A 17,438-nucleotide genomic window follows, 5' to 3' on the forward strand; every position below is an offset into this window, starting at 1 on the left:
GGATCTGTGATGAACGTAGCTTTGGTCAAGAACGACAGCGGTCCGGCGGCGAGCAGCTTGCTCTCTGCCGCTCTGGGCCGTCTGCCCGGCACCGGCAAGGTGGTCGATATCCGGCGCGAAGCCTTCTCGGCCTTCGAGCGCACCGGCCTGCCGCACCGTCGTATCGAGGAATGGAAGTACACCGATCTGCGTGCGCTGATGCGCGAGGTGCTGCCGCTGGCAGGCGCGCCGGACGCGGCGGCGCTGGCGCGGGCAAAAACCGTGCTGGCTTCTGTTGCCGTCGACGGTGCTCGGAAGCTGGTGCTGGTCGACGGCGTGTTCGTGGCGGAGCTCTCGGACATCTCGGCCTCCGAAGATGGTGTCAAGGTTCACACGCTGCGCGAGGCGCTGCAGAGCGCCGGCAGCGAGCGGCTGCTGGAGACGACCGTCAACGATGCGATGGTCCTGTTGAACGGTGCGCTCGCGACCGACGGAGTCCTGATCTCCGTGGCGGATGGTGCAAAGCTCTCGCATCCGCTGCAGATCATTCACATCGCGACGGCATCGCAGGCATCGCGTGCCAGTCGCTCGCATCTTTCGGTGGGGAACGGCGCGCAGGCCACCTTGATCGAAAGCGCGATCGCCGCCGATGGCGCCTCGGGCTATCAGGCCAATGACGCCGTGGTCGTCTCCCTCGGTGACGACGCTGCGTTGTCCACCATTCGCCTGATGCGCGATGCCAGGGATGCCGTTAACATCACGTCAGCCAAGTACGAGGTCGGTGCGCGGTCGAAACTCAATCTCTTCAACATGACGACCGGCGGCGCCGTCAGTCGTCTGCAGGGCTTCATCACTCTCAAGGGCGAAGGCAGCGAGCTGATCATCAACGGCGTCAACCTGCTGCGCGACAGGCAGCATGGCGACCTGACGCTGGTGGTCGATCACGCGGTGCCCGGCTGCACCAGCCGCGAGAACTTTCGCGCGGTGCTCGACGATCGCGCCCACTCGGTATTCCAGGGCCGCATCATCGTCCGCCCCGACGCGCAGCAGACCGACGGGAAGATGATGACGCGGGCGCTGCTGTTGTCCGACGAGGCCGAGGCCGACAGCAAGCCCGAACTCGAGATCTTCGCCGACGACGTCTCCTGCGGCCATGGCGCCACCGCCGGCGCGCTCGACGACAGCCTGTTGTTCTATCTGCAGGCCCGCGGCCTGCCGGAGAAGCAGGCCCAGGCGCTGCTGATCCAGGCCTTCGTCGGCGAAGCCATCGAGGCGATCGAGGACGATTCCTTGCGCGAGCGCGTCATCGCTGCCGCCCAGGACTGGATGGAGGCGCGCGCATGAGCACGCATCCCGCCGTCTCCAACGGATCCTACGACGTCGCCCGCATCCGCGAGGACTTTCCGGCGCTGGCGCTGCAGGTCTACGGCAAGAAGCTCGTCTATCTCGACAATGCCGCCTCGGCACAGAAGCCGCGCGCGGTGCTCGACCGCATGACGCAGGCCTATACCAGCGAATATGCCAACGTGCATCGCGGCCTGCATTATCTCGCCAATGCCGCCACGGAAGCCTATGAGGGCGGCCGGGAGCGGGTCACGCGCTTCCTCAATGCGCGCCGCAGCGAGGAGATCATCTTCACCCGCAACGCGACCGAGGCGATCAATCTGGTCGCGTCATCGTGGGGCGGGCCGAACATCGGCGAGGGCGACGAGATCGTGCTCTCGATCATGGAGCACCATTCCAACATCGTCCCCTGGCATTTCCTCAGGGAGCGGCAGGGCGCGGTGATCAAGTGGGCCCCGGTCGACGATGAGGGCAACTTCCTGATCGACGAGTTCGAGAAGCTGCTGACGCCCAGGACCAAGCTGGTCGCGATCACGCAGATGTCGAACATGCTGGGCACGCTCGTGCCGGTGAAGGAGGTCGTTCGGATTGCGCATGCGCGCGGCATCCCGGTGCTGGTCGACGGCAGCCAGGCCGCCGTGCACCTCGCCATCGACGTCCAGGACATCGACTGCGACTTCTACGTCTTCACCGGCCATAAGCTGTACGGGCCGACCGGGATCGGCGTGCTCTACGCCAAATACGACCACCTCGTTGCCATGCGCCCCTACAATGGCGGCGGCGAGATGATCCGCGAGGTTGCGCGCGACTGGGTCACTTATGGCGATCCGCCGCACAAGTTCGAGGCGGGCACCCCGATGATCGTCGAGGCGGTCGGGCTGGGCGCCGCGATCGATTACGTCAACTCGGTCGGCAAGGAGCGCATCGCCGCGCATGAGCACGACCTGCTCACCTATGCCCAGGATCGGCTGCGCGAGATCAACTCGCTGCGGCTGATCGGCACCGCCAAGGGCAAGGGGCCGGTGATCTCGTTCGAGATGAAGGGGGCGCATGCTCATGACATCGCGACCGTGATCGACCGCCAGGGCGTCGCGGTGCGTGCGGGCACGCACTGCGTGATGCCGCTTTTGGAGAGATTCAACGTCACGGCGACCTGCAGGGCCTCGTTTGGCATGTACAATACGAGGGAAGAGGTCGATCAGCTTGCACAGGCATTGATCAAGGCGCGGGAATTGTTTGCATGACCGACACGGCCGACGTCAAAACTCAGACTGTCGAAACCCATTCGGCGCTGCCGCCGGAGGAGACCGAGCGGCTTTCCACCGAGATCATCGCAGCGCTGAAGACGGTGTTCGACCCGGAGATCCCGGCCGACATCTATGAGCTCGGCCTGATCTACAAGGTCGACATCAAGGACGACCGCAGCGTCGACGTGATGATGACCTTGACGACGCCGAACTGTCCGGCGGCCGGCGAGCTGCCGACCATGGTCGAGAACGCGATCGCCAGCGTTCCGGGGGTCGGCGTGGTCAATGTGAGCATTGTCTGGGAGCCGCAATGGACGCCGGACCGGATGAGCGACGAGGCCCGCCTCGTCCTCAACATGTGGTGAGGCACGACGTTTGAATGGCGGTCGGGATTGATCGAACGCCGGGATTGACCAGATGACCGATATGACCAACACGCCAGTTGCCAGCAAGCCGAAGCCGCGGCCCCGTCCGCAGGTGCTGCGGCTGACCGATGCCGCGGCCACGCGCATCCGCGAGCTGACCGATCGCGCAGAGTCCGAGATCATTGGATTGCGCGTCGGTGTCAAGAACGGCGGCTGTGCCGGACAGTCCTACACGGTCGAATATGCCCACGATATCCGGCCGACCGACGAGGTGGTCGAGGATAAGGGCGTGAAGATCCTGGTCGATCCCAAGGCCGTGCTGTTTCTGCTCGGGACCGAGATGGACTATCAGGCCGACAAGATGCAGGCGCAGTTCGTGTTCAACAACCCGAACCAGATCAGCGCCTGCGGCTGCGGCGAGTCGGTTCAGCTCAAGCCGGCCGAGGTCTGATCGTCGGCTTTCCGCCGGGACGGCACCGGACCCTGTCGCGTTCCGGACATTGACACACGCCACCCTCCCGACCGAAAACTCCAGGCGAGCAACTGGGTGTTGGCGGGAGCTGGTGCGATGGACCGCGAATTCCTGACCGATCTGTTCGCCGGCTTCGGTCCGGTCACGATCCGGCGGATGTTCTCCGGCTTCGGCATCTCTGCCGACGGCATCAACTTTGCGCTCGCGCTGCGCAGCGGTCTCTACCTGCGCGCCGATGAGGCCAGCTTTGCCAGGTTTGAGGAGGCCGGATCCAAGCCGTTCTCCTACGAGACGCGCGCGCGGACCATGACGGTGCGCTCGTATTGGCAGGTGCCGGCGCATCTGTTCGACGACACCGATGAGTTCGCGGCATGGGCGAGAGATGCGTTTGCGGCGGCGCAGAGGGCCGCCTTGAGCAAGCGGACCAGCAAGAAACGGGCTGCGCCGCGCAGCGAGGCGGTACCGGCGCGTGGTCGGAGCAAGTCCGGAGCGACCAAGACAGCAGCGAAAAAGACCAAGTCGGTCAAGACGGGGAAGGTGGCCAAGAACGTTGCCAAGAGCGTTGGCAAGGGCGCGGAAACGGCGCCCGCCGGCCGCAAGGCTCGCAGCGCGACGGCGGTGCGGGGCCGGACGTCGCGCACAGCATCATCGCGGACGCGCTGATGCTCTCGACGCTCGGCTGGCCACCTGGCCCTCAGGCAACCTGGCCGCGGGTGGCAGCCGCATATTCGGGATCGTTCTCGCAGACCACCTTGTTGCGCCCGCTGCGCTTGGCGGCATAGAGGCAGGCGTCGGCGCGTTCGATCAGCGTATCGGTGTCGTCGCCGGCCCGCAGCAGCGACAGGCCGACCGAGATCGTCACACGTCCGAGGATCTCCCCGGTCGACTTCTTCTTCAGCTCCTTTGCCGTGACGGCGCGGCGGATGTGATCGGCCACTGTCAGTGCGTGCTGCAGCGTGGTGTTCGGCAGCACGACAGCGAACTCCTCGCCGCCGTAGCGCGCGGCGATGTCCTGGCCCTTGATGGCATGCTTCAGGGTCATCCCGACCAGCCGCAGCACCTGGTCTCCGGTGAGATGTCCGTAGGAGTCGTTGAAGGACTTGAAATGGTCGATGTCGAACATCAGCAGCGACAGCGGCTGCTGGGTCGCGAGCCCCGACTGCACCGTCGTCTCGAGCATCCGGTCGAAATATTTGCGGTTGCCGAGCCCTGTGAGCGGATCGGTCAGGCTCTCGGCCCGGATCACCTCCAGGCTGTGTTGCAGCCCGCTGATCTCGTCCTTCGACAGCGTCAGCCGCTCTTCGAGGATGCGGTTGGTTTCGCGCATCTGCTTGGTCGAATGGGCTAGCGCCTCGATGATGTCGACCAGTTGCTCGCGGCTGGTGGCCGATGCGAGCCGTTGATCGGCGCCCGCGAGGGTCGCATCGTAGCTCGCGGTTCTGCCGAGGGCATCGCTGAGCATGTTCATCAGGTCGTCGATCTCGCCGACCACGCGCGCGCCGACCTTGTCGATGCGATCCGAGGTCTTGAGATGCGCGAGGTAGGAGTCGTAGAGCTGATCCAGATCGGATTGCGACAGCCTGCCGTTGCGCGACAGCGTCTCGTTGATGATCTCGTTCAGCGGTGCGTTGTAGCCCGTCGCGTAGACGTACCAGATCTCGTAGTTGCGCGGATTTGCCGAATGGCGAAGCGTTCTGATTTGGCTGAGCGCGACTTCGGCGAAGCCTATCGTGCGTTCGTGTTCGTCAAGCGCATTGACCACCACAGGTTCTCCCCCAATCGCCCGCGTCGCCGTCGTCGTCACAGCAATGAAATAAACAATGCCGGCCAAGCTAAAGGACGTTTGTGAACCAGGGGTAAATACGGCCGTAGAGTCCCGGATGTGCGCACGAGCCGTTCATCTGGGACCGGCACCGCATATGTTCAATGAGCTGCATAGGATGCTGCGGGAACTTGCTGACGCGAGCTGGAACTATTCGCGCGCGCGCGTATTCGCCGAGGGCTCGGCGATGTCGACTCCAGTCAAGTACGACGAATGCAGCAACGGATCATCGCGGACGCGACAGTCCGGGCGGCCGCATGTCGCGCAGCCCGGAATCTTGTACTCGCTCAGGGAAGCGGGGCCCGCACCGGGCGAAGCAGGAACGCCGGCAGATGTGAATGATCGGCAGGCTCGTTGTCGTGGTCGCGCCGCGGCCGCCGCGCTTCATTGCGAGGCTGTTCGTTACGCGGTTGTTCCTTGCGGGCGCTCGGCGCAGCAGGCCGGGGAGAAGCTGCCTGGGCGGCGCGCGGCGCTGCTGGCCGCGGCTCACGATCGCGCTCGCGCGGAGCTGCATCACGATCACGCGATCCCGCATCGCGCTCCCGCGCCTTGCCGCGGCTGCCGCGACGCGCGGCGTCGCGCGGACGCCGCTCACGGCTGTCCTCGTCGCCCGAGGATTCCTGCACCTCGTAGTCGCCTTCGATGGTGGGAATGCCTTGTCCGATCAGCTTCTCGATCGCGACCATCGACTTCTGGTCGGCCGGAGCCACGATCGAGATTGCAGTGCCGGTCCGTCCGGCGCGGCCGGTACGGCCGATGCGGTGAACGTAGTCGTCCGAATGATGCGGCACGTCGAAATTGAAGACGTGGCTGACTTCGGGAATGTCGAGGCCGCGTGCGGCGACGTCCGAGGCGACGAGCAATGGCAGTTCGCCCTTGCGGAATTGATCGAGCGCGGCCGTGCGGGCCGACTGGTCCATGTCGCCGTGCAGGGCGCCAACACTGAAGCCGTGCTTCTGCAGCGACTTGTGAACGATGGCGACGTCGCGCTTGCGGTTGCAGAAGATGATCGCGTTGTTGAGATCCTTGGCGTCCCGCAACAGCCTGCGCAGCACCTCGCGCTTCTGATGCGCCTCGCGTCCCGAGGGCACCTGCAACTGGGTCACCGTGACGGCTGTCGTCGCCGGCTTGGAGACCTCGACCTTCTGCGGATTGTGCAGGAAGGCTTCGGTGATGCGCCGGATTTCCGGCGGCATGGTCGCGGTGAAGAACAGGGTCTGGCGGGTGAAGGGAACGAGCTTGCAGATGCGCTCGATGTCCGGAATGAAACCCATGTCGAGCATGCGGTCGGCTTCGTCGATGACCAGCAACTCGACGCCCGTGAGCAGAAGGCCGCCGCGCTCGGTATGATCGAGCAGTCGGCCTGGCGTGGCGATCAGCACGTCGACCCCGCGGGTCAGCTTGGCGTCCTGGTCGCCGAAGGAGACGCCGCCGATCAGCAGGGCGACGTTGAGCTTCTGTCCGGCGCCGTAGCGATCGAAATTCTCCTTGACCTGGGCCGCGAGCTCGCGGGTCGGCTCCAGGATCAGGGTGCGCGGCATTCGGGCGCGGGCGCGGCCCTTTTCGAGGATGGTGAGCATCGGCAGGACGAAAGCGGCGGTCTTGCCGGTGCCGGTCTGGGCGATGCCGAGCACGTCGCGGCGCGCCAGCACATGGGGAATCGCCTGTTCCTGAATGGGGGTCGGAGTGGTGTAACCGGTGGCCGCTACTGCAGCCAACACCTTGTCGGACAAGCCGAGATTGGAAAAAGACATCGAGCCTCTATGTCACGCGCCGATAGGCGACGGGGCCTCTATTCGACGCCGCCGTTAGGAATCGAGGGTAAAAGGCTGTGGTCGCGCTCAACCCCGAAACGGCATGCTCTAACGAAGCTGGGGGTTTTCTGACTAACGCCGACCCGCGGTCAATCTCTCAGGAATCGGATGCGATCCGGCCGCGCTGCTGCGGAAGATAGGGGCGAATCCTGCAAAGTCAATGGAAGAGGGGAGCGAAGTACCGAAAAAGCTTAATGTTTTTGCATTTTTTTGCAGGCAACCTGTCGTCGAGCTGTCGCATTCGGGGGACCCGAACCACTTGGCGGCCGGTCGCGGAAAGCGCTCCGGTCGAATTGTCGACGGAATTGCGGCGTGTGTTCGGCAGGGGGAGCAGCCGCGTGTGCCCCGGGGATGAACCGGTGGCGGCGTGCCGTCGACTATCCGAGGGCGGCAGCCCACGCGATGAGTGCAGGGACGGACGATGAGATCGATGCGGATGTGGCTGGCGTGCGGGCTGGCGATGCTGGCGGTGGTTCTGGCGCCGGCCGCGCATGCCGAGAAGCGCGTCGCGCTCGTGATCGGCAATAACGACTACCGGTTCGTGCCGAAGCTGCAGAAGGCCGTCAACGACGCGCGGACGATGGGCGACACGCTGAAGCAGCTCGGCTTCAACGTCATGGTCGCGGAGAATCTCAATCGCCAGCAGTTCAGCCAGACGCTGCTGGCGTTCGACAACGCCGTCGAGCCGGGCGACACCGCGTTCTTCTTCTATGCCGGTCATGGCTTCGAGATCGCGGGCCAGAACTTCCTGTTGCCGACCGACGTGCCCGCGGCCACCGAAGGCCAGGAAGAGCTGGTGCGCGACGCCTCGATCCTTGCGGACCGCGTCATCGAGCGGCTGCAGAACAAGAAGGCGCGCACCTCGATCCTGGTGTTCGATGCCTGCCGCAACAATCCGTTCGAGCGCTCGGGCACGCGCGCGGTGGCGGGTGGGGGCGGCCTGGCGCCGATGACGCAGTTGCCCGAAGGCGTGTTCTCGGTGTTCTCGGCCGGCCCGCGCCAGACCGCGCTCGACCGGCTCTCCAACGATGACGCCAATCCGAACTCGGTGTTCACGCGCACCTTCGCCAAGGAGCTGACGCAGCCCGGCGTCAATCTGGTGCAGGTGGCGCAGCGTACCCGCCGCGTGGTCAGCGAGCTCGCCGAGACCGTGCGGCACAAGCAGATCCCGGTCTATTTCGACCAGATGGTCGACGATGTCTTTCTCAACGGCATGGCGAAGGGAGCGGCTGCAGCCGACAAGCCGGCCGAGCCGCAGCAGAAGCTCGCGGCGCTGCCTCCCGTCTCCGCGCCGCGCATTCCGCCGGCGAACGAGAGCCTGAACGCACCGATCGCGATGTTCTCGCGCCACAATGGCGGCTGGACCGTCACGTTCTCGATCGCCGATCCGACGCTCGGCATTTCCTGGCGCATGGGTGAGGCGGGGGAGTTTCGCGAGACCGGCTTCATGGACGTGCTCGATCCGCGCACGCGCAAGCGCATGCCCAATCCCTCGATCCAGCTGCCGGCGGATGCGCCCGCGGGAACCATCCAGGTCCGCTATGTCGATGCATCCGGCGAGATGCAGGGACCGTTCCCGATCCGCTTCGAGCCGGAGGCCGCGCTGGTGCACGACCAGCGCAAGATCCTCGACATGACCGCGACGAGCTGGCTGTCGTTCCGCGAGTTCAACGGCCTCCTAGTCTACTACACGCACCTGATGTCGTATCGCTGCGCCATCCGCGAGGTCCGCATCGGCATCGACACGGCGGTGCCGGACAAGGTCCTCAACATGCCCGGCTGCGACATGCGCGATCCCATTGCGATTCCCTCCAACGCCACGCCCTATTTGAAGCTGCCGCCGGCGACGAAGTTCGTCTCGGTGGAGTTGACCTATCGCGACGGCAGCGTCTCCGAGATCAAGAGCTTTCGACGCTGAGGCGTCGGCTACGCCATGATCGAATAGCCACCATCGACGGGAATCGCGGTACCGGTGACGAAGTCGGAGGCCGGCGAGCTCAGGAACGTCGCGATGCCGGCGAAGTCGTCGATGTCGCCCCACCGTGCCGCGGGCGTGCGCGCCAGCACGCGGTCGTGCAGGCCGTCGATCTGGCTACGCGCCGCGCGCGTCAGGTCGGTGTCGATCCAGCCCGGCAGAATCGCGTTGACCTGGATGTTGTCGGGCGCCCAGGCGCAGGCACAGGCGCGCGTGTACTGCACGATGCCGCCTTTGCTGGCCGCGTAGGCCGGCGCGAAGCTGGCGCCGAAGATCGACAGCATCGAGCCGATGTTGATGATTTTGCCGCCGCCGCTCGCCTTGAGGGCCGGGTAGGCGGCCTTCGAGCACAGGAACGCGCTGGTGAGATTGGTGTCGATCACCTGCTGCCACTCCTCCAGCTCGAGCACGTGCGGCGGCTTGCGAATGCTCATGCCGGCATTGTTGATGAGGATGTCGATGCGACCGAGCTCGCTGGCCACGCGCGCGACCATGGCGGCGACGTCGTCCTTGTCGCTGACGTCGGCTGTGACGGCGATGGCACGGCCGCCGCGACCGGCGAGATCAGCCACCGCCGCCTGTGACTTGGCTTCGTTGCGGCCGACCACGGCAATGTCGGCGCCGGCATCGGCAAGCCCGCGCGCCATCCCCAGGCCGATTCCGCCGTTGCCTCCTGTCACGATCGCAACCTTGCCACTCAGGTCGAAGCGGCCCGCCATGTCGTGTCTCCATGTTGTTGTCAGACGTCAGCAGGTGCCCTGCCAGATCATCACCAGGCCGAGTGCACCCATGCCGACGCCGTAGCCGGCCCATTGCAGCTGGTTGATCATGAAGCTCGTCCGCGGCCATGCCACCACCCCGGTGCCCTGGCCGACCCAGAGCAGGCCGACGGCGAGCAGAAGCAGGCCGCCGATCATCAGGAATCTCCGCATGGCCACTTCCTCCCTCATCGACCGCGTCACAGCATCGGAGACGCTGCTGCCGTCTTTTTTGTGAAGTTTTATGACGAGGAGGCTAGCGGCCGCCGCGGCAGATGACCAGCGGCTCCAGCCGCCAATATCCGAGCCGAAAACAAAAAGCCCCGGATCAACCGGGGCTTTTCGCAGAATGATCGAACGACCGAGTGCGGTCTGCTCAGTACTTGACGGCCGGGCCGGTCCAGTTGAAGCGGTAGACCAGCGAGGTGCTGATGGTCTGCACCCACGGCTTGAAGCTGACCGAGTCGGTCGTCACGAGGTTGCCAGCGTCGGTACGGACCGCGATGTCCTTCCGGTCGTAATAGGCCGCGCGATATTCGGTCTTCATGAACCAGCCCGGCGCCGAGATGCCGAAGATGTTCAGGTTGTTCTCGACGCCGCCGCCAACGAACCAGCCGTTGCGGTTGAACGAGTCGGTGTGGAAGCCGGACGCCGCGCCCGTGAGGGTGGTCAGGCCAGTGCCCGACCAGTGCGAACCGGAGTAGCCGGCGTTGACGTAGGACAGCACGTTCGGCGCAACCAGGTAGCCGACGCGGGCGCCCGCGGCCCAGGCGGTCTCCATCTTGATGCGGCCGGTCAGGGCAGCGAACTGATCCTGCAGGGTACCGCGCAGGCTACCGAACTGACCATCGGCGAACACGCCGAAGACCCAGGTCGGGTTGACCTGCCAGTCATAGCCCGCGCCGACCGTGCCGAGGAAGCCGTCGCCGCCGACGCGCTGATCGATCGTCACCGGCACGCCGTTGAAGTTGGTGTGCGAGTCGGCATCCCAGAGGCCGCCGCCGGCGCCACCGAAGATGTAGAAACCGGTCCAGCTCGGCGCCACCGGCATCATCGGCGCCTTCACATAGGGGCGAGCCGCCAGATCAGCAGCCGAAGCGGCACCCGTGATCGCAACCAGCGCAGTGGCAGCAAGCAAAAGCTTTTTCATATTCAATTCCCCAAGATCGTCGTGTCGCAGGTGCCGGGTTGCGGCGGCGATTCCCTCGCCAGATGTGCCCGAACTATAGCCGATTGGTGCCCAAAAGCTGTTGCAGGTTGAGCACACCGGAGGGGAAAGTGCGCTGCGGGATGCGCGCGGCCCTCGTAAGTCTCTGATCAAACTAGGTGATTGCAGGTTCGCGCGAGTGAATGGAACCTGCAATCGAGGCGTGAAATCGGGTCAAAAGCTAGACGTCGAGCAGCTCGTCGCTGGCGAATTCGGCCTTTTCCGAAATGAAGGCAAAGCGGGCCTCCGCCTTGGTCCCCATCAGCCGCTCGACCGAGTCGGCGGTGCCGTCGCGATCTTCGGCGAGCAGCATCACGCGCAGCAGGGTGCGCTTGGCCGGATCCATGGTGGTTTCCTTCAATTGCGCCGGCATCATCTCGCCGAGACCTTTGAAGCGGCCGATCTCGACCTTGGCGTTGGCGTTGAACTCGCGCTTGAGGAGCTCGTCCCGGTGGGCATCGTCGCGCGCGTAGAACGTCTTGCTGCCATGGGTCAGTCGGTAGAGCGGCGGCACGGCGAGGTAGAGGTGGCCCTCGTCGATCAGCGGTCTCATCTGCCTGTAGAAGAACGTGATCAGCAGCGAGGCGATGTGGGCGCCGTCCACGTCGGCATCGGTCATGATGATGATACGCTGGTAGCGCAGATCCTCTTCGCGATACGACGTGCCCGTGCCAGCGCCGATCGCCATCACGAGGTCGGCGAGCTGGGCATTCGCCGTCAGCTTGTCCTTGCCGGCGGAGGCCACGTTGAGGATCTTGCCGCGCAGCGGCAGCACCGCCTGCTTCTTGCGGTCGCGCGCCTGCTTGGCGCTGCCGCCGGCCGAATCGCCCTCGACGATGAACAGCTCGGAGCCCTCGGTGCCGGCATCCGTGCAATCGGCAAGCTTGCCCGGCAGGCGCAGCTTCTTGGTCGCGGTCTTGCGCGCCGTCTCCTTCTCCTGGCGACGGCGGATGCGCTCCTCGGCGCGCTCGATGACGAAATCGAGCAGCCGGTTGGCCTGCACCGGATTGCCCGACAACCAGTGATCGAACGGATCCTTGACGGCTTGCTCGACGATGCGCTGGGCCTCGGCGGTCGCGAGGCGATCCTTGGTCTGGCCCTGGAATTCGGGCTCGCGCACGAACACCGAGAGCATGATGGCGGCGCCCGCCATGATGTCCTCGGAGGTGATGTTGGCCGAGCGCTTGCCTTGGCCGACGCGCTCGGCGTGGTCCTTCAGGCCGCGCAGCAGCGCGCTGCGGATGCCGGATTCGTGCGTGCCGCCGTCGGGCGTCGGAATCGTGTTGCAGTAGGACGACAGGAAGCCGTCGGCATCAGCGGTCCAGGCGACCGCCCATTCGCAGCCGCCATGGCCGCCGGTGCGGCCCGACTTGCCGGCGAAGATATCCGGATGGACCAGCGTGTCGGCATGGATCGCTGCGGCCAGATAGTCCTTCAGGCCGCCGGGGAAGTGGAACGTCGCCTCGGGCTGGACGTCCTCGATGCCCTTCAGCAGCGACGGATCGCATTTCCAGCGGATCTCGACGCCGCCGAACAGATAGGCTTTCGAGCGCGCCATCTTGAACAGGCGCTGCGGCTTGAACGTCGCCTTGGCGCCGAAGATGGTCGGGTCGGGTTGGAAACGTACCCGTGTGCCGCGCCGGTTGGCGACCTTGCCGACCTCCTCGAGCTTGCCCTTCGGGTGGCCGCGCTCGAAGATCATGCGGTAGAGCTTCTGGTTGCGTGCGACCTCGACCTCGAGCCGGGTCGACAGCGCGTTCACCACGGAGATGCCGACGCCGTGCAGACCGCCCGAGGTCTCGTAGACCTTGGAGTCGAACTTGCCGCCCGCGTGCAGGGTGCACATGATGATCTCGAGCGCCGACTTCTTGGGAAACTTCGGATGTGGATCGATCGGAATGCCGCGGCCGTTGTCGGTCACGGTGAGGAAGCCTTCGGCATCGAGCTCGACCTCGATGAAGGTGGCGTGGCCGGCCAGCGCCTCGTCCATCGAGTTGTCGATGACCTCGGCGAACAGGTGGTGCAGCGCCTTTTCGTCGGTGCCGCCGATATACATGCCGGGGCGGCGCCGCACCGGCTCCAGGCCCTCGAGGACCTCGATGTCACGGGCGGTGTAATCGCCCTCGGCGCTGCCTGCGCGGGCGGCTGGCTTGGCCGGAGCCTTGCCCTTGGCGGCGAACGCCGCCAACGGGTCCGTGACGCCCTTGGCCTTGGCTTTTGCAGCTGATTTCAACGGTTTACCCATGGAATTGGATGTTGCGTGTGCGCAAGATGGAACGAATCGTTGGGCCTGACTATGCCATGGACCGGCATAAAACAATGACCCCGGGAAACAACGACGTTCACCAGCCCGCCACGTTTTGGCCGGTTCCGATCGCCGGATCGCCGCTGTTCACGCGGTTCAGCCGGTTGTTGTGACTTGAAGTGGGCGGGTTCGGTGGCGTACCAGTCTGCGCCATGGAACCGCGAAGGCCTTCAAGCACTTAAGCGCCGCGGAGCAGAAAGGCGTCGAGCAGATGGAAGATTTTGGCCGCGCGGTTGCCGACTTCGTGCGCGACCATCAGGCCTGGGCTGCTCCGATCGTCCTGCTGCTTGCCTTTGGCGAGTCCCTGGCCTTCGTCTCGCTCCTGATTCCCGCCTGGGGCGCCCTGGTCGCGATCGGCGCCTTGATCGGCGCCACCGGGATCAGCTTCTGGCCGATATGGTTGGCCGGTGGAATCGGCGCCGCGCTCGGCGACTGGGTCTCCTACTGGTTCGGCTACCGCTACAAGGACCGCGTCGCCCAGATGTGGCCGCTGTCGCGATACCCGGAGCTGCTGCCGCGCGGCGAGGCCTTCGTGCGCGATTGGGGCGTGCCGAGCATCTTCATCGGCCGGTTCTTCGGCCCGTTGCGCGCGTCGGTGCCGCTGGCGGCGGGCATTTTCGAGATGCCCTACATGGTGTTCCAGATCGCCAACTTCGTGTCGGCGCTGGTGTGGTCGGCGGTGCTGCTGTTGTTCGGCGACATCATCGGGCGCACCATGGAATGGCTGTGGCATGCGGTCTGACGCCAGCCCCGAACGGGCCGGGCCGACGTGCGAGCTTGACGCAGGAACCCTGCGGCCCTATAGGCCTGCCCCCATGATCAACGCAGCGACCAACATGATCGCCGAAATGCGCCGTCGTACCTCCGCGGTACGGGCGATGATCTGCGTCTAGATCACAGCCCCTGCCGCCGGATCCGTCCCGCGGCAAACTTTCTCCTTGCAGCGCGATCGATCAGGCGGCTCCTTCGTCCAGCAGGAGTTTTCCGATGTACACGCCACCGCCCTTCAAGCCCGATCGCGCCGCGAGCCTCGGCTTTGCGGAGGCGCGCGGCTTCGGCACGGTCTGCGCGTGGGACGGCACTAGGCCGATTGCGTCCTCCGTGCCGTTTCACCTGGGGGCGCTGAACGACGGCACGCCGCAGGCGTTCTTCCACGTCGCCCGCGGCAATCCGCTGGCGAAGCTCGCCGACGGCGCGACGCGGTGGCTGCTCGCCGTCAACGGCGCCGATGCCTATGTGTCGGCCGACTGGTACGTCTCGCCCGATCAGGTGCCGACCTGGCTTTATCAGGCGGTGCATCTGACCGGCCCGGCGCGCATCCTGTCGGAGGCGGAGCTTGCAGAGCAGGTGGATGCGGTCAGCGCCAAGTTCGAGCAATGGCTGTTGCCGAAGGCGCCGTGGACCTCGGGCAAGATGAGCGCTGGCCGGCTCGAGGCGATGCGCAAGGCGATCGTCGGCATCGTGATGACGATCGACGAGGTCGAGGGCAGCTTCAAGCTCAACCAGCATAAGTCGGAAGCCGATTATGCGGCGGTCGCGACCCGGCTCGGCGAGCGGCCCGACATCGGCTCGCAACAGATATCGTCTCTCATGCGGCAGGCGCGGCCCCAGGCCTTTGCCGGCGAAACCCAGACCTAAGGAGCGTGCCATGACCGTGATCGACAGCAATTTGCCGAAAGCTCACATCACCTCCGGGACTGCGACACGCGCCGTGTTCGTCGACGGCGGCTCGGGCACGACCGGCCTGGGAATCGCCGAGCGGCTCCGGCACCAGCCGGATATCGTCGTGAAGACGATCGCCGAGGACAAGCGCAAGGATCCGGCAGCCAAGCGGGCGCTGATGGCCGAGGTCGATCTCGTCATCCTTTGCCTGCCCGATGACGCCGCCAAGGAGACGGTGGCGCTGATCGACGGCATGGGCAGCTCTGCGCCGAAGGTGCTGGACGCGTCGACCGCCTATCGCGTCGCGCCGGACTGGGCCTATGGCTTTCCCGAGCTCGCCGCCGATCAGGCCGACAAGATCCGCAATGCACGCAAGGTCTCCAACCCCGGCTGCTATCCCACCGGGGGCATCGCGCTGTTGCGGCCATTGGTCGATGCCGGCCTGCTGCCGCAGGACTATCCGGTGACGGTGAATGCCGTCAGCGGCTATTCCGGCGGCGGCAAGACCATGATCGCGGCCTTCGAGAACGGCACCGCGCCGAGCTTCGAGCTATACGGCCTCGGCCTCGAGCACAAGCATCTGCCCGAACTGCAGCTCTATTCGCGGCTGACCCGGCGGCCGATCTTCATTCCCTCGGTCGGCAACTACCGGCAAGGCATGCTGGTCTCCGTGCCGCTGCAGCTCGACACCCTGCCGGGCAGGCCGTCGGGCTCGGACCTGCAGGCGGCCCTGGCGAAGCACTATGCCGGCAGCCAATACGTCTCGGTGATGCCGCTCGACGGCGCGGCGGCCAAGAGCGGCCGGCTCGAGCCGGAGGCGCTGAACGAGACCAACGAGCTCGAGCTCTACGTCTTCGCCAGCGACAAGCATCATCAGGCGGTGCTGGTGGCGCGGCTCGACAATCTCGGCAAGGGCGCATCGGGCGCGGCCGTGCAGAACATGCGGCTGATGCTCGGACTGCCCGATCTCGTGAGCTGAGATCGATCTGGATCATCCGGTCGCGGAAGCGCCGGGCACGATCGGCAACATCATGCGACGGCCTGCGTTCCGCCGGCCGCGCTGTGCAATGACGCACGCTGAGGAATGGGCAGACCCATGACCGCCACCGATTTGAACGCGCTGCCCGTCACCGTCAACGACGTGCGCGCCGCCGCGGAAACCATCGGCGGCGCCGTGCTCGCGACGGCCTGCAACCAGAGCAGGACGCTCGGCGAGATCTGCGGCTGCAACGTCTGGCTCAAATTCGAGAACCTGCAGTTCACCTCCTCGTTCAAGGAGCGCGGCGCGCTGAACCGGCTGAATGCGCTGTCCGCCGGGCAGCGCGAACGCGGCGTGATCGCGATGTCGGCCGGCAACCACGCGCAGGGCGTCGCCTACAATGCGCGGCGTCTCGGCATTCCCGCGACCATCGTGATGCCGGTGGGCACGCCGATGGTGAAGGTGGAGAACACCAAGCGGCACGGCGCCGAGGTCGTGATTTCCGGCGCCACCCTGGAAGAGGCGGGGGCATTTGCCCGAGAGCACGGTGCGGCCAAGGGCATGACCATGATCCACCCGTACGACGATCCGCTGATCATCGCCGGGCAGGGCACGGTGGCGCTGGAGATGCTCGCGGTGGTCCCCGAGCTCGATACGCTCGTGGTGCCGATCGGGGGCGGCGGGCTGATCTCTGGCATGGCGGTCGCGGCGCGCGCCATCAAGCCGGGCCTGCGCATCGTCGGCGTGCAGGCCGAACTCTATCCCTCCATGTACAACGCCGTCCGCAACAGCCAGCTGCCGATGCGCGGTGATACGCTGGCCGAGGGCATCGCGGTGAAGTCGCCGGGCCGGATCACGACCGAGATCATCCGACAGCTCGTCGATGACATATTGCTGGTCACCGAGCCGCAGATCGAGCGTGCGCTGGCGACCTTGATCTCGATCGAGAAGACAGTGGTCGAAGGCGCCGGCGCCGTCGGTCTCGCCGCCGTGCTCGCGCATCCTGCGCAGTTTGCCGGACGCAATGTCGGCCTGGTGCTGAGCGGCGGCAACATCGATACCCGGTTGATCGCCTCGGTCCTGACCCGCGAGCTGGCGCGTGAGGGGCGGCTGACGCAGTTGTCGATCGACATCGTCGACCGCCCGGGACAGCTCGCGGCCGTCTCCACCCTGCTTGCGGATGCGGGCGCCAACATCATCGAGGTCTCGCACCAGCGCACCTTCTCGGACCTGCCGGCGAAGGCGACCCTGCTGGAGCTGGTGATCGAGACGCGCGACCAGGCCCACCTCAACGACGTGATGGCAAAACTCGTCGCCGCCGATTTCAAGGCACGGTGCACCTGAGCGTCATACGGTCCACGGCATATTCTCTTGCGCAGCCGGCGCCAGCTCGCGCCGGTCGGCCCGCGCCTTCCCAGCTCAGCTAGCCGTCTCTCCCGCCTGCAATACGTATCGCAAATGCGAACACCTCATCCTTGAGGTTCTCACTGTCAGAATTTCAGTTGCGTA

The 17,438-nt window shown here is 65.6% G+C and carries 16 protein-coding genes; 10 read left to right on the plus strand and 6 right to left on the minus strand.

What is annotated here, in order from left to right:
• Positions 1-9: 9 nt before the first annotated feature.
• From sufD to ACQR1H_RS11880, 5 genes are all read left to right on the plus strand, one after another.
• Positions 10-1,323 (plus strand): Fe-S cluster assembly protein SufD, encoded by a 1,314-nt coding sequence (sufD, locus tag ACQR1H_RS11860; protein ID WP_434885634.1) that lies wholly within the window; start codon positions 10-12, stop codon positions 1,321-1,323.
• Positions 1,320-2,567 (plus strand): cysteine desulfurase, encoded by a 1,248-nt coding sequence (locus tag ACQR1H_RS11865; protein WP_315800130.1) that lies wholly within the window; start codon positions 1,320-1,322, stop codon positions 2,565-2,567. The genes sufD and ACQR1H_RS11865 overlap by 4 nt, the downstream gene beginning before the upstream one ends.
• Positions 2,564-2,935, plus strand: coding sequence for an SUF system Fe-S cluster assembly protein (locus ACQR1H_RS11870; RefSeq protein ID WP_315800129.1), 372 nt, complete (start codon positions 2,564-2,566; stop codon positions 2,933-2,935). The genes ACQR1H_RS11865 and ACQR1H_RS11870 overlap by 4 nt, the downstream gene beginning before the upstream one ends.
• A 61-nt stretch (positions 2,936-2,996) precedes the next feature.
• Positions 2,997-3,386: a HesB/IscA family protein gene (locus tag ACQR1H_RS11875; protein WP_316236707.1), complete on the plus strand. Its 390-nt coding sequence runs from the start codon at positions 2,997-2,999 to the stop codon at positions 3,384-3,386.
• A 117-nt stretch (positions 3,387-3,503) separates the two neighbouring features.
• Positions 3,504-4,070 carry a TfoX/Sxy family protein gene (locus tag ACQR1H_RS11880; protein WP_315800128.1) on the plus strand — a complete coding sequence of 189 codons (567 nt, stop codon included), beginning with the start codon at positions 3,504-3,506 and terminating at the stop codon, positions 4,068-4,070.
• A 31-nt stretch (positions 4,071-4,101) separates the two neighbouring features.
• Here ACQR1H_RS11880 and ACQR1H_RS11885 read toward each other — a convergent pair whose 3' ends face one another.
• Together ACQR1H_RS11885 and ACQR1H_RS11890 are read right to left on the minus strand one after the other, a co-directional pair.
• A complete protein-coding gene (locus ACQR1H_RS11885) occupies positions 4,102-5,169 on the minus strand; it encodes a GGDEF domain-containing protein (RefSeq protein ID WP_316236564.1) in 1,068 nt (355 codons plus the stop codon).
• Positions 5,170-5,516: 347 nt separating this feature from the next.
• Positions 5,517-6,983, minus strand: a complete 1,467-nt coding sequence (locus tag ACQR1H_RS11890; RefSeq protein ID WP_316236563.1) for a DEAD/DEAH box helicase — start codon at positions 6,981-6,983, stop codon at positions 5,517-5,519.
• Positions 6,984-7,464: 481 nt separating this feature from the next.
• On the opposite strand from ACQR1H_RS11890, the gene ACQR1H_RS11895 reads away from it, so the two are divergent.
• On the plus strand, positions 7,465-8,961 hold the full coding sequence (locus tag ACQR1H_RS11895) for a caspase family protein (RefSeq protein ID WP_410053121.1): 1,497 nt from the start codon (positions 7,465-7,467) through the stop codon (positions 8,959-8,961).
• Positions 8,962-8,969: 8 nt separating this feature from the next.
• Here the strand turns inward: ACQR1H_RS11895 and ACQR1H_RS11900 are convergent, their stop codons facing one another.
• The 4 genes from ACQR1H_RS11900 to parE form a co-directional block, all read right to left on the minus strand.
• Entirely contained in the window at positions 8,970-9,737 is a 768-nt protein-coding gene (locus tag ACQR1H_RS11900; protein ID WP_315800124.1) for an SDR family NAD(P)-dependent oxidoreductase, read from the minus strand.
• A gap of 27 nt (positions 9,738-9,764) precedes the next feature.
• Positions 9,765-9,950 carry a hypothetical protein gene (locus ACQR1H_RS11905; protein ID WP_009027935.1) on the minus strand — a complete coding sequence of 62 codons (186 nt, stop codon included), beginning with the start codon at positions 9,948-9,950 and terminating at the stop codon, positions 9,765-9,767.
• Positions 9,951-10,152: 202 nt separating this feature from the next.
• A complete protein-coding gene (locus ACQR1H_RS11910; protein ID WP_316236562.1) occupies positions 10,153-10,926 on the minus strand; it encodes an outer membrane protein in 774 nt (257 codons plus the stop codon).
• Between the two features lie 238 nt (positions 10,927-11,164).
• On the minus strand, positions 11,165-13,228 hold the full coding sequence (gene parE, locus ACQR1H_RS11915) for a DNA topoisomerase IV subunit B (protein ID WP_316215734.1): 2,064 nt from the start codon (positions 13,226-13,228) through the stop codon (positions 11,165-11,167).
• A gap of 271 nt (positions 13,229-13,499) precedes the next feature.
• Between parE and ACQR1H_RS11920 the strand changes: the two genes are divergently transcribed.
• From ACQR1H_RS11920 to ACQR1H_RS11935, 4 genes are all read left to right on the plus strand, one after another.
• The gene (locus ACQR1H_RS11920) at positions 13,500-14,030 is read left to right on the plus strand and encodes a DedA family protein (protein ID WP_315800121.1); all 531 of its coding nucleotides are present in this window, start codon (positions 13,500-13,502) and stop codon (positions 14,028-14,030) included.
• Between the two features lie 245 nt (positions 14,031-14,275).
• A complete protein-coding gene (locus ACQR1H_RS11925; protein WP_315800120.1) occupies positions 14,276-14,926 on the plus strand; it encodes an FMN-binding negative transcriptional regulator in 651 nt (216 codons plus the stop codon).
• Positions 14,927-14,936: 10 nt separating this feature from the next.
• Positions 14,937-15,929, plus strand: a complete 993-nt coding sequence (gene argC, locus ACQR1H_RS11930; RefSeq protein ID WP_316215736.1) for an N-acetyl-gamma-glutamyl-phosphate reductase — start codon at positions 14,937-14,939, stop codon at positions 15,927-15,929.
• Positions 15,930-16,046: 117 nt separating this feature from the next.
• A complete protein-coding gene (locus ACQR1H_RS11935) occupies positions 16,047-17,273 on the plus strand; it encodes a threonine ammonia-lyase (protein WP_315800118.1) in 1,227 nt (408 codons plus the stop codon).
• Positions 17,274-17,438: the final 165 nt, after the last annotated feature.

This window comes from Bradyrhizobium sp. HKCCYLRH2015 (assembly GCF_051168215.1).
Classification (GTDB): Bacteria; Pseudomonadota; Alphaproteobacteria; order Rhizobiales; family Xanthobacteraceae; genus Bradyrhizobium.

What these genes read in the sequence shown, in the direction of transcription:
- parE (WP_316215734.1), bottom strand. Translation starts at nt 13,228, where the DNA reads ATGGGTAAACCGTTGAAATCAGCTGCAAAAGCCAAGGCCAAGGGCGTC.
- ACQR1H_RS11925 (WP_315800120.1), top strand. Translation starts at nt 14,276, where the DNA reads ATGTACACGCCACCGCCCTTCAAGCCCGATCGCGCCGCGAGCCTCGGC.
- ACQR1H_RS11880 (WP_315800128.1), top strand. Translation starts at nt 3,504, where the DNA reads ATGGACCGCGAATTCCTGACCGATCTGTTCGCCGGCTTCGGTCCGGTC.
- ACQR1H_RS11900 (WP_315800124.1), bottom strand. Translation starts at nt 9,737, where the DNA reads ATGGCGGGCCGCTTCGACCTGAGTGGCAAGGTTGCGATCGTGACAGGA.
- ACQR1H_RS11905 (WP_009027935.1), bottom strand. Translation starts at nt 9,950, where the DNA reads ATGCGGAGATTCCTGATGATCGGCGGCCTGCTTCTGCTCGCCGTCGGC.
- ACQR1H_RS11935 (WP_315800118.1), top strand. Translation starts at nt 16,047, where the DNA reads ATGACCGCCACCGATTTGAACGCGCTGCCCGTCACCGTCAACGACGTG.
- sufD (WP_434885634.1), top strand. Translation starts at nt 10, where the DNA reads ATGAACGTAGCTTTGGTCAAGAACGACAGCGGTCCGGCGGCGAGCAGC.
- ACQR1H_RS11865 (WP_315800130.1), top strand. Translation starts at nt 1,320, where the DNA reads ATGAGCACGCATCCCGCCGTCTCCAACGGATCCTACGACGTCGCCCGC.
- argC (WP_316215736.1), top strand. Translation starts at nt 14,937, where the DNA reads ATGACCGTGATCGACAGCAATTTGCCGAAAGCTCACATCACCTCCGGG.
- ACQR1H_RS11910 (WP_316236562.1), bottom strand. Translation starts at nt 10,926, where the DNA reads ATGAAAAAGCTTTTGCTTGCTGCCACTGCGCTGGTTGCGATCACGGGT.
- ACQR1H_RS11890 (WP_316236563.1), bottom strand. Translation starts at nt 6,983, where the DNA reads ATGTCTTTTTCCAATCTCGGCTTGTCCGACAAGGTGTTGGCTGCAGTA.
- ACQR1H_RS11895 (WP_410053121.1), top strand. Translation starts at nt 7,465, where the DNA reads ATGAGATCGATGCGGATGTGGCTGGCGTGCGGGCTGGCGATGCTGGCG.
- ACQR1H_RS11875 (WP_316236707.1), top strand. Translation starts at nt 2,997, where the DNA reads ATGACCAACACGCCAGTTGCCAGCAAGCCGAAGCCGCGGCCCCGTCCG.
- ACQR1H_RS11920 (WP_315800121.1), top strand. Translation starts at nt 13,500, where the DNA reads ATGGAAGATTTTGGCCGCGCGGTTGCCGACTTCGTGCGCGACCATCAG.
- ACQR1H_RS11870 (WP_315800129.1), top strand. Translation starts at nt 2,564, where the DNA reads ATGACCGACACGGCCGACGTCAAAACTCAGACTGTCGAAACCCATTCG.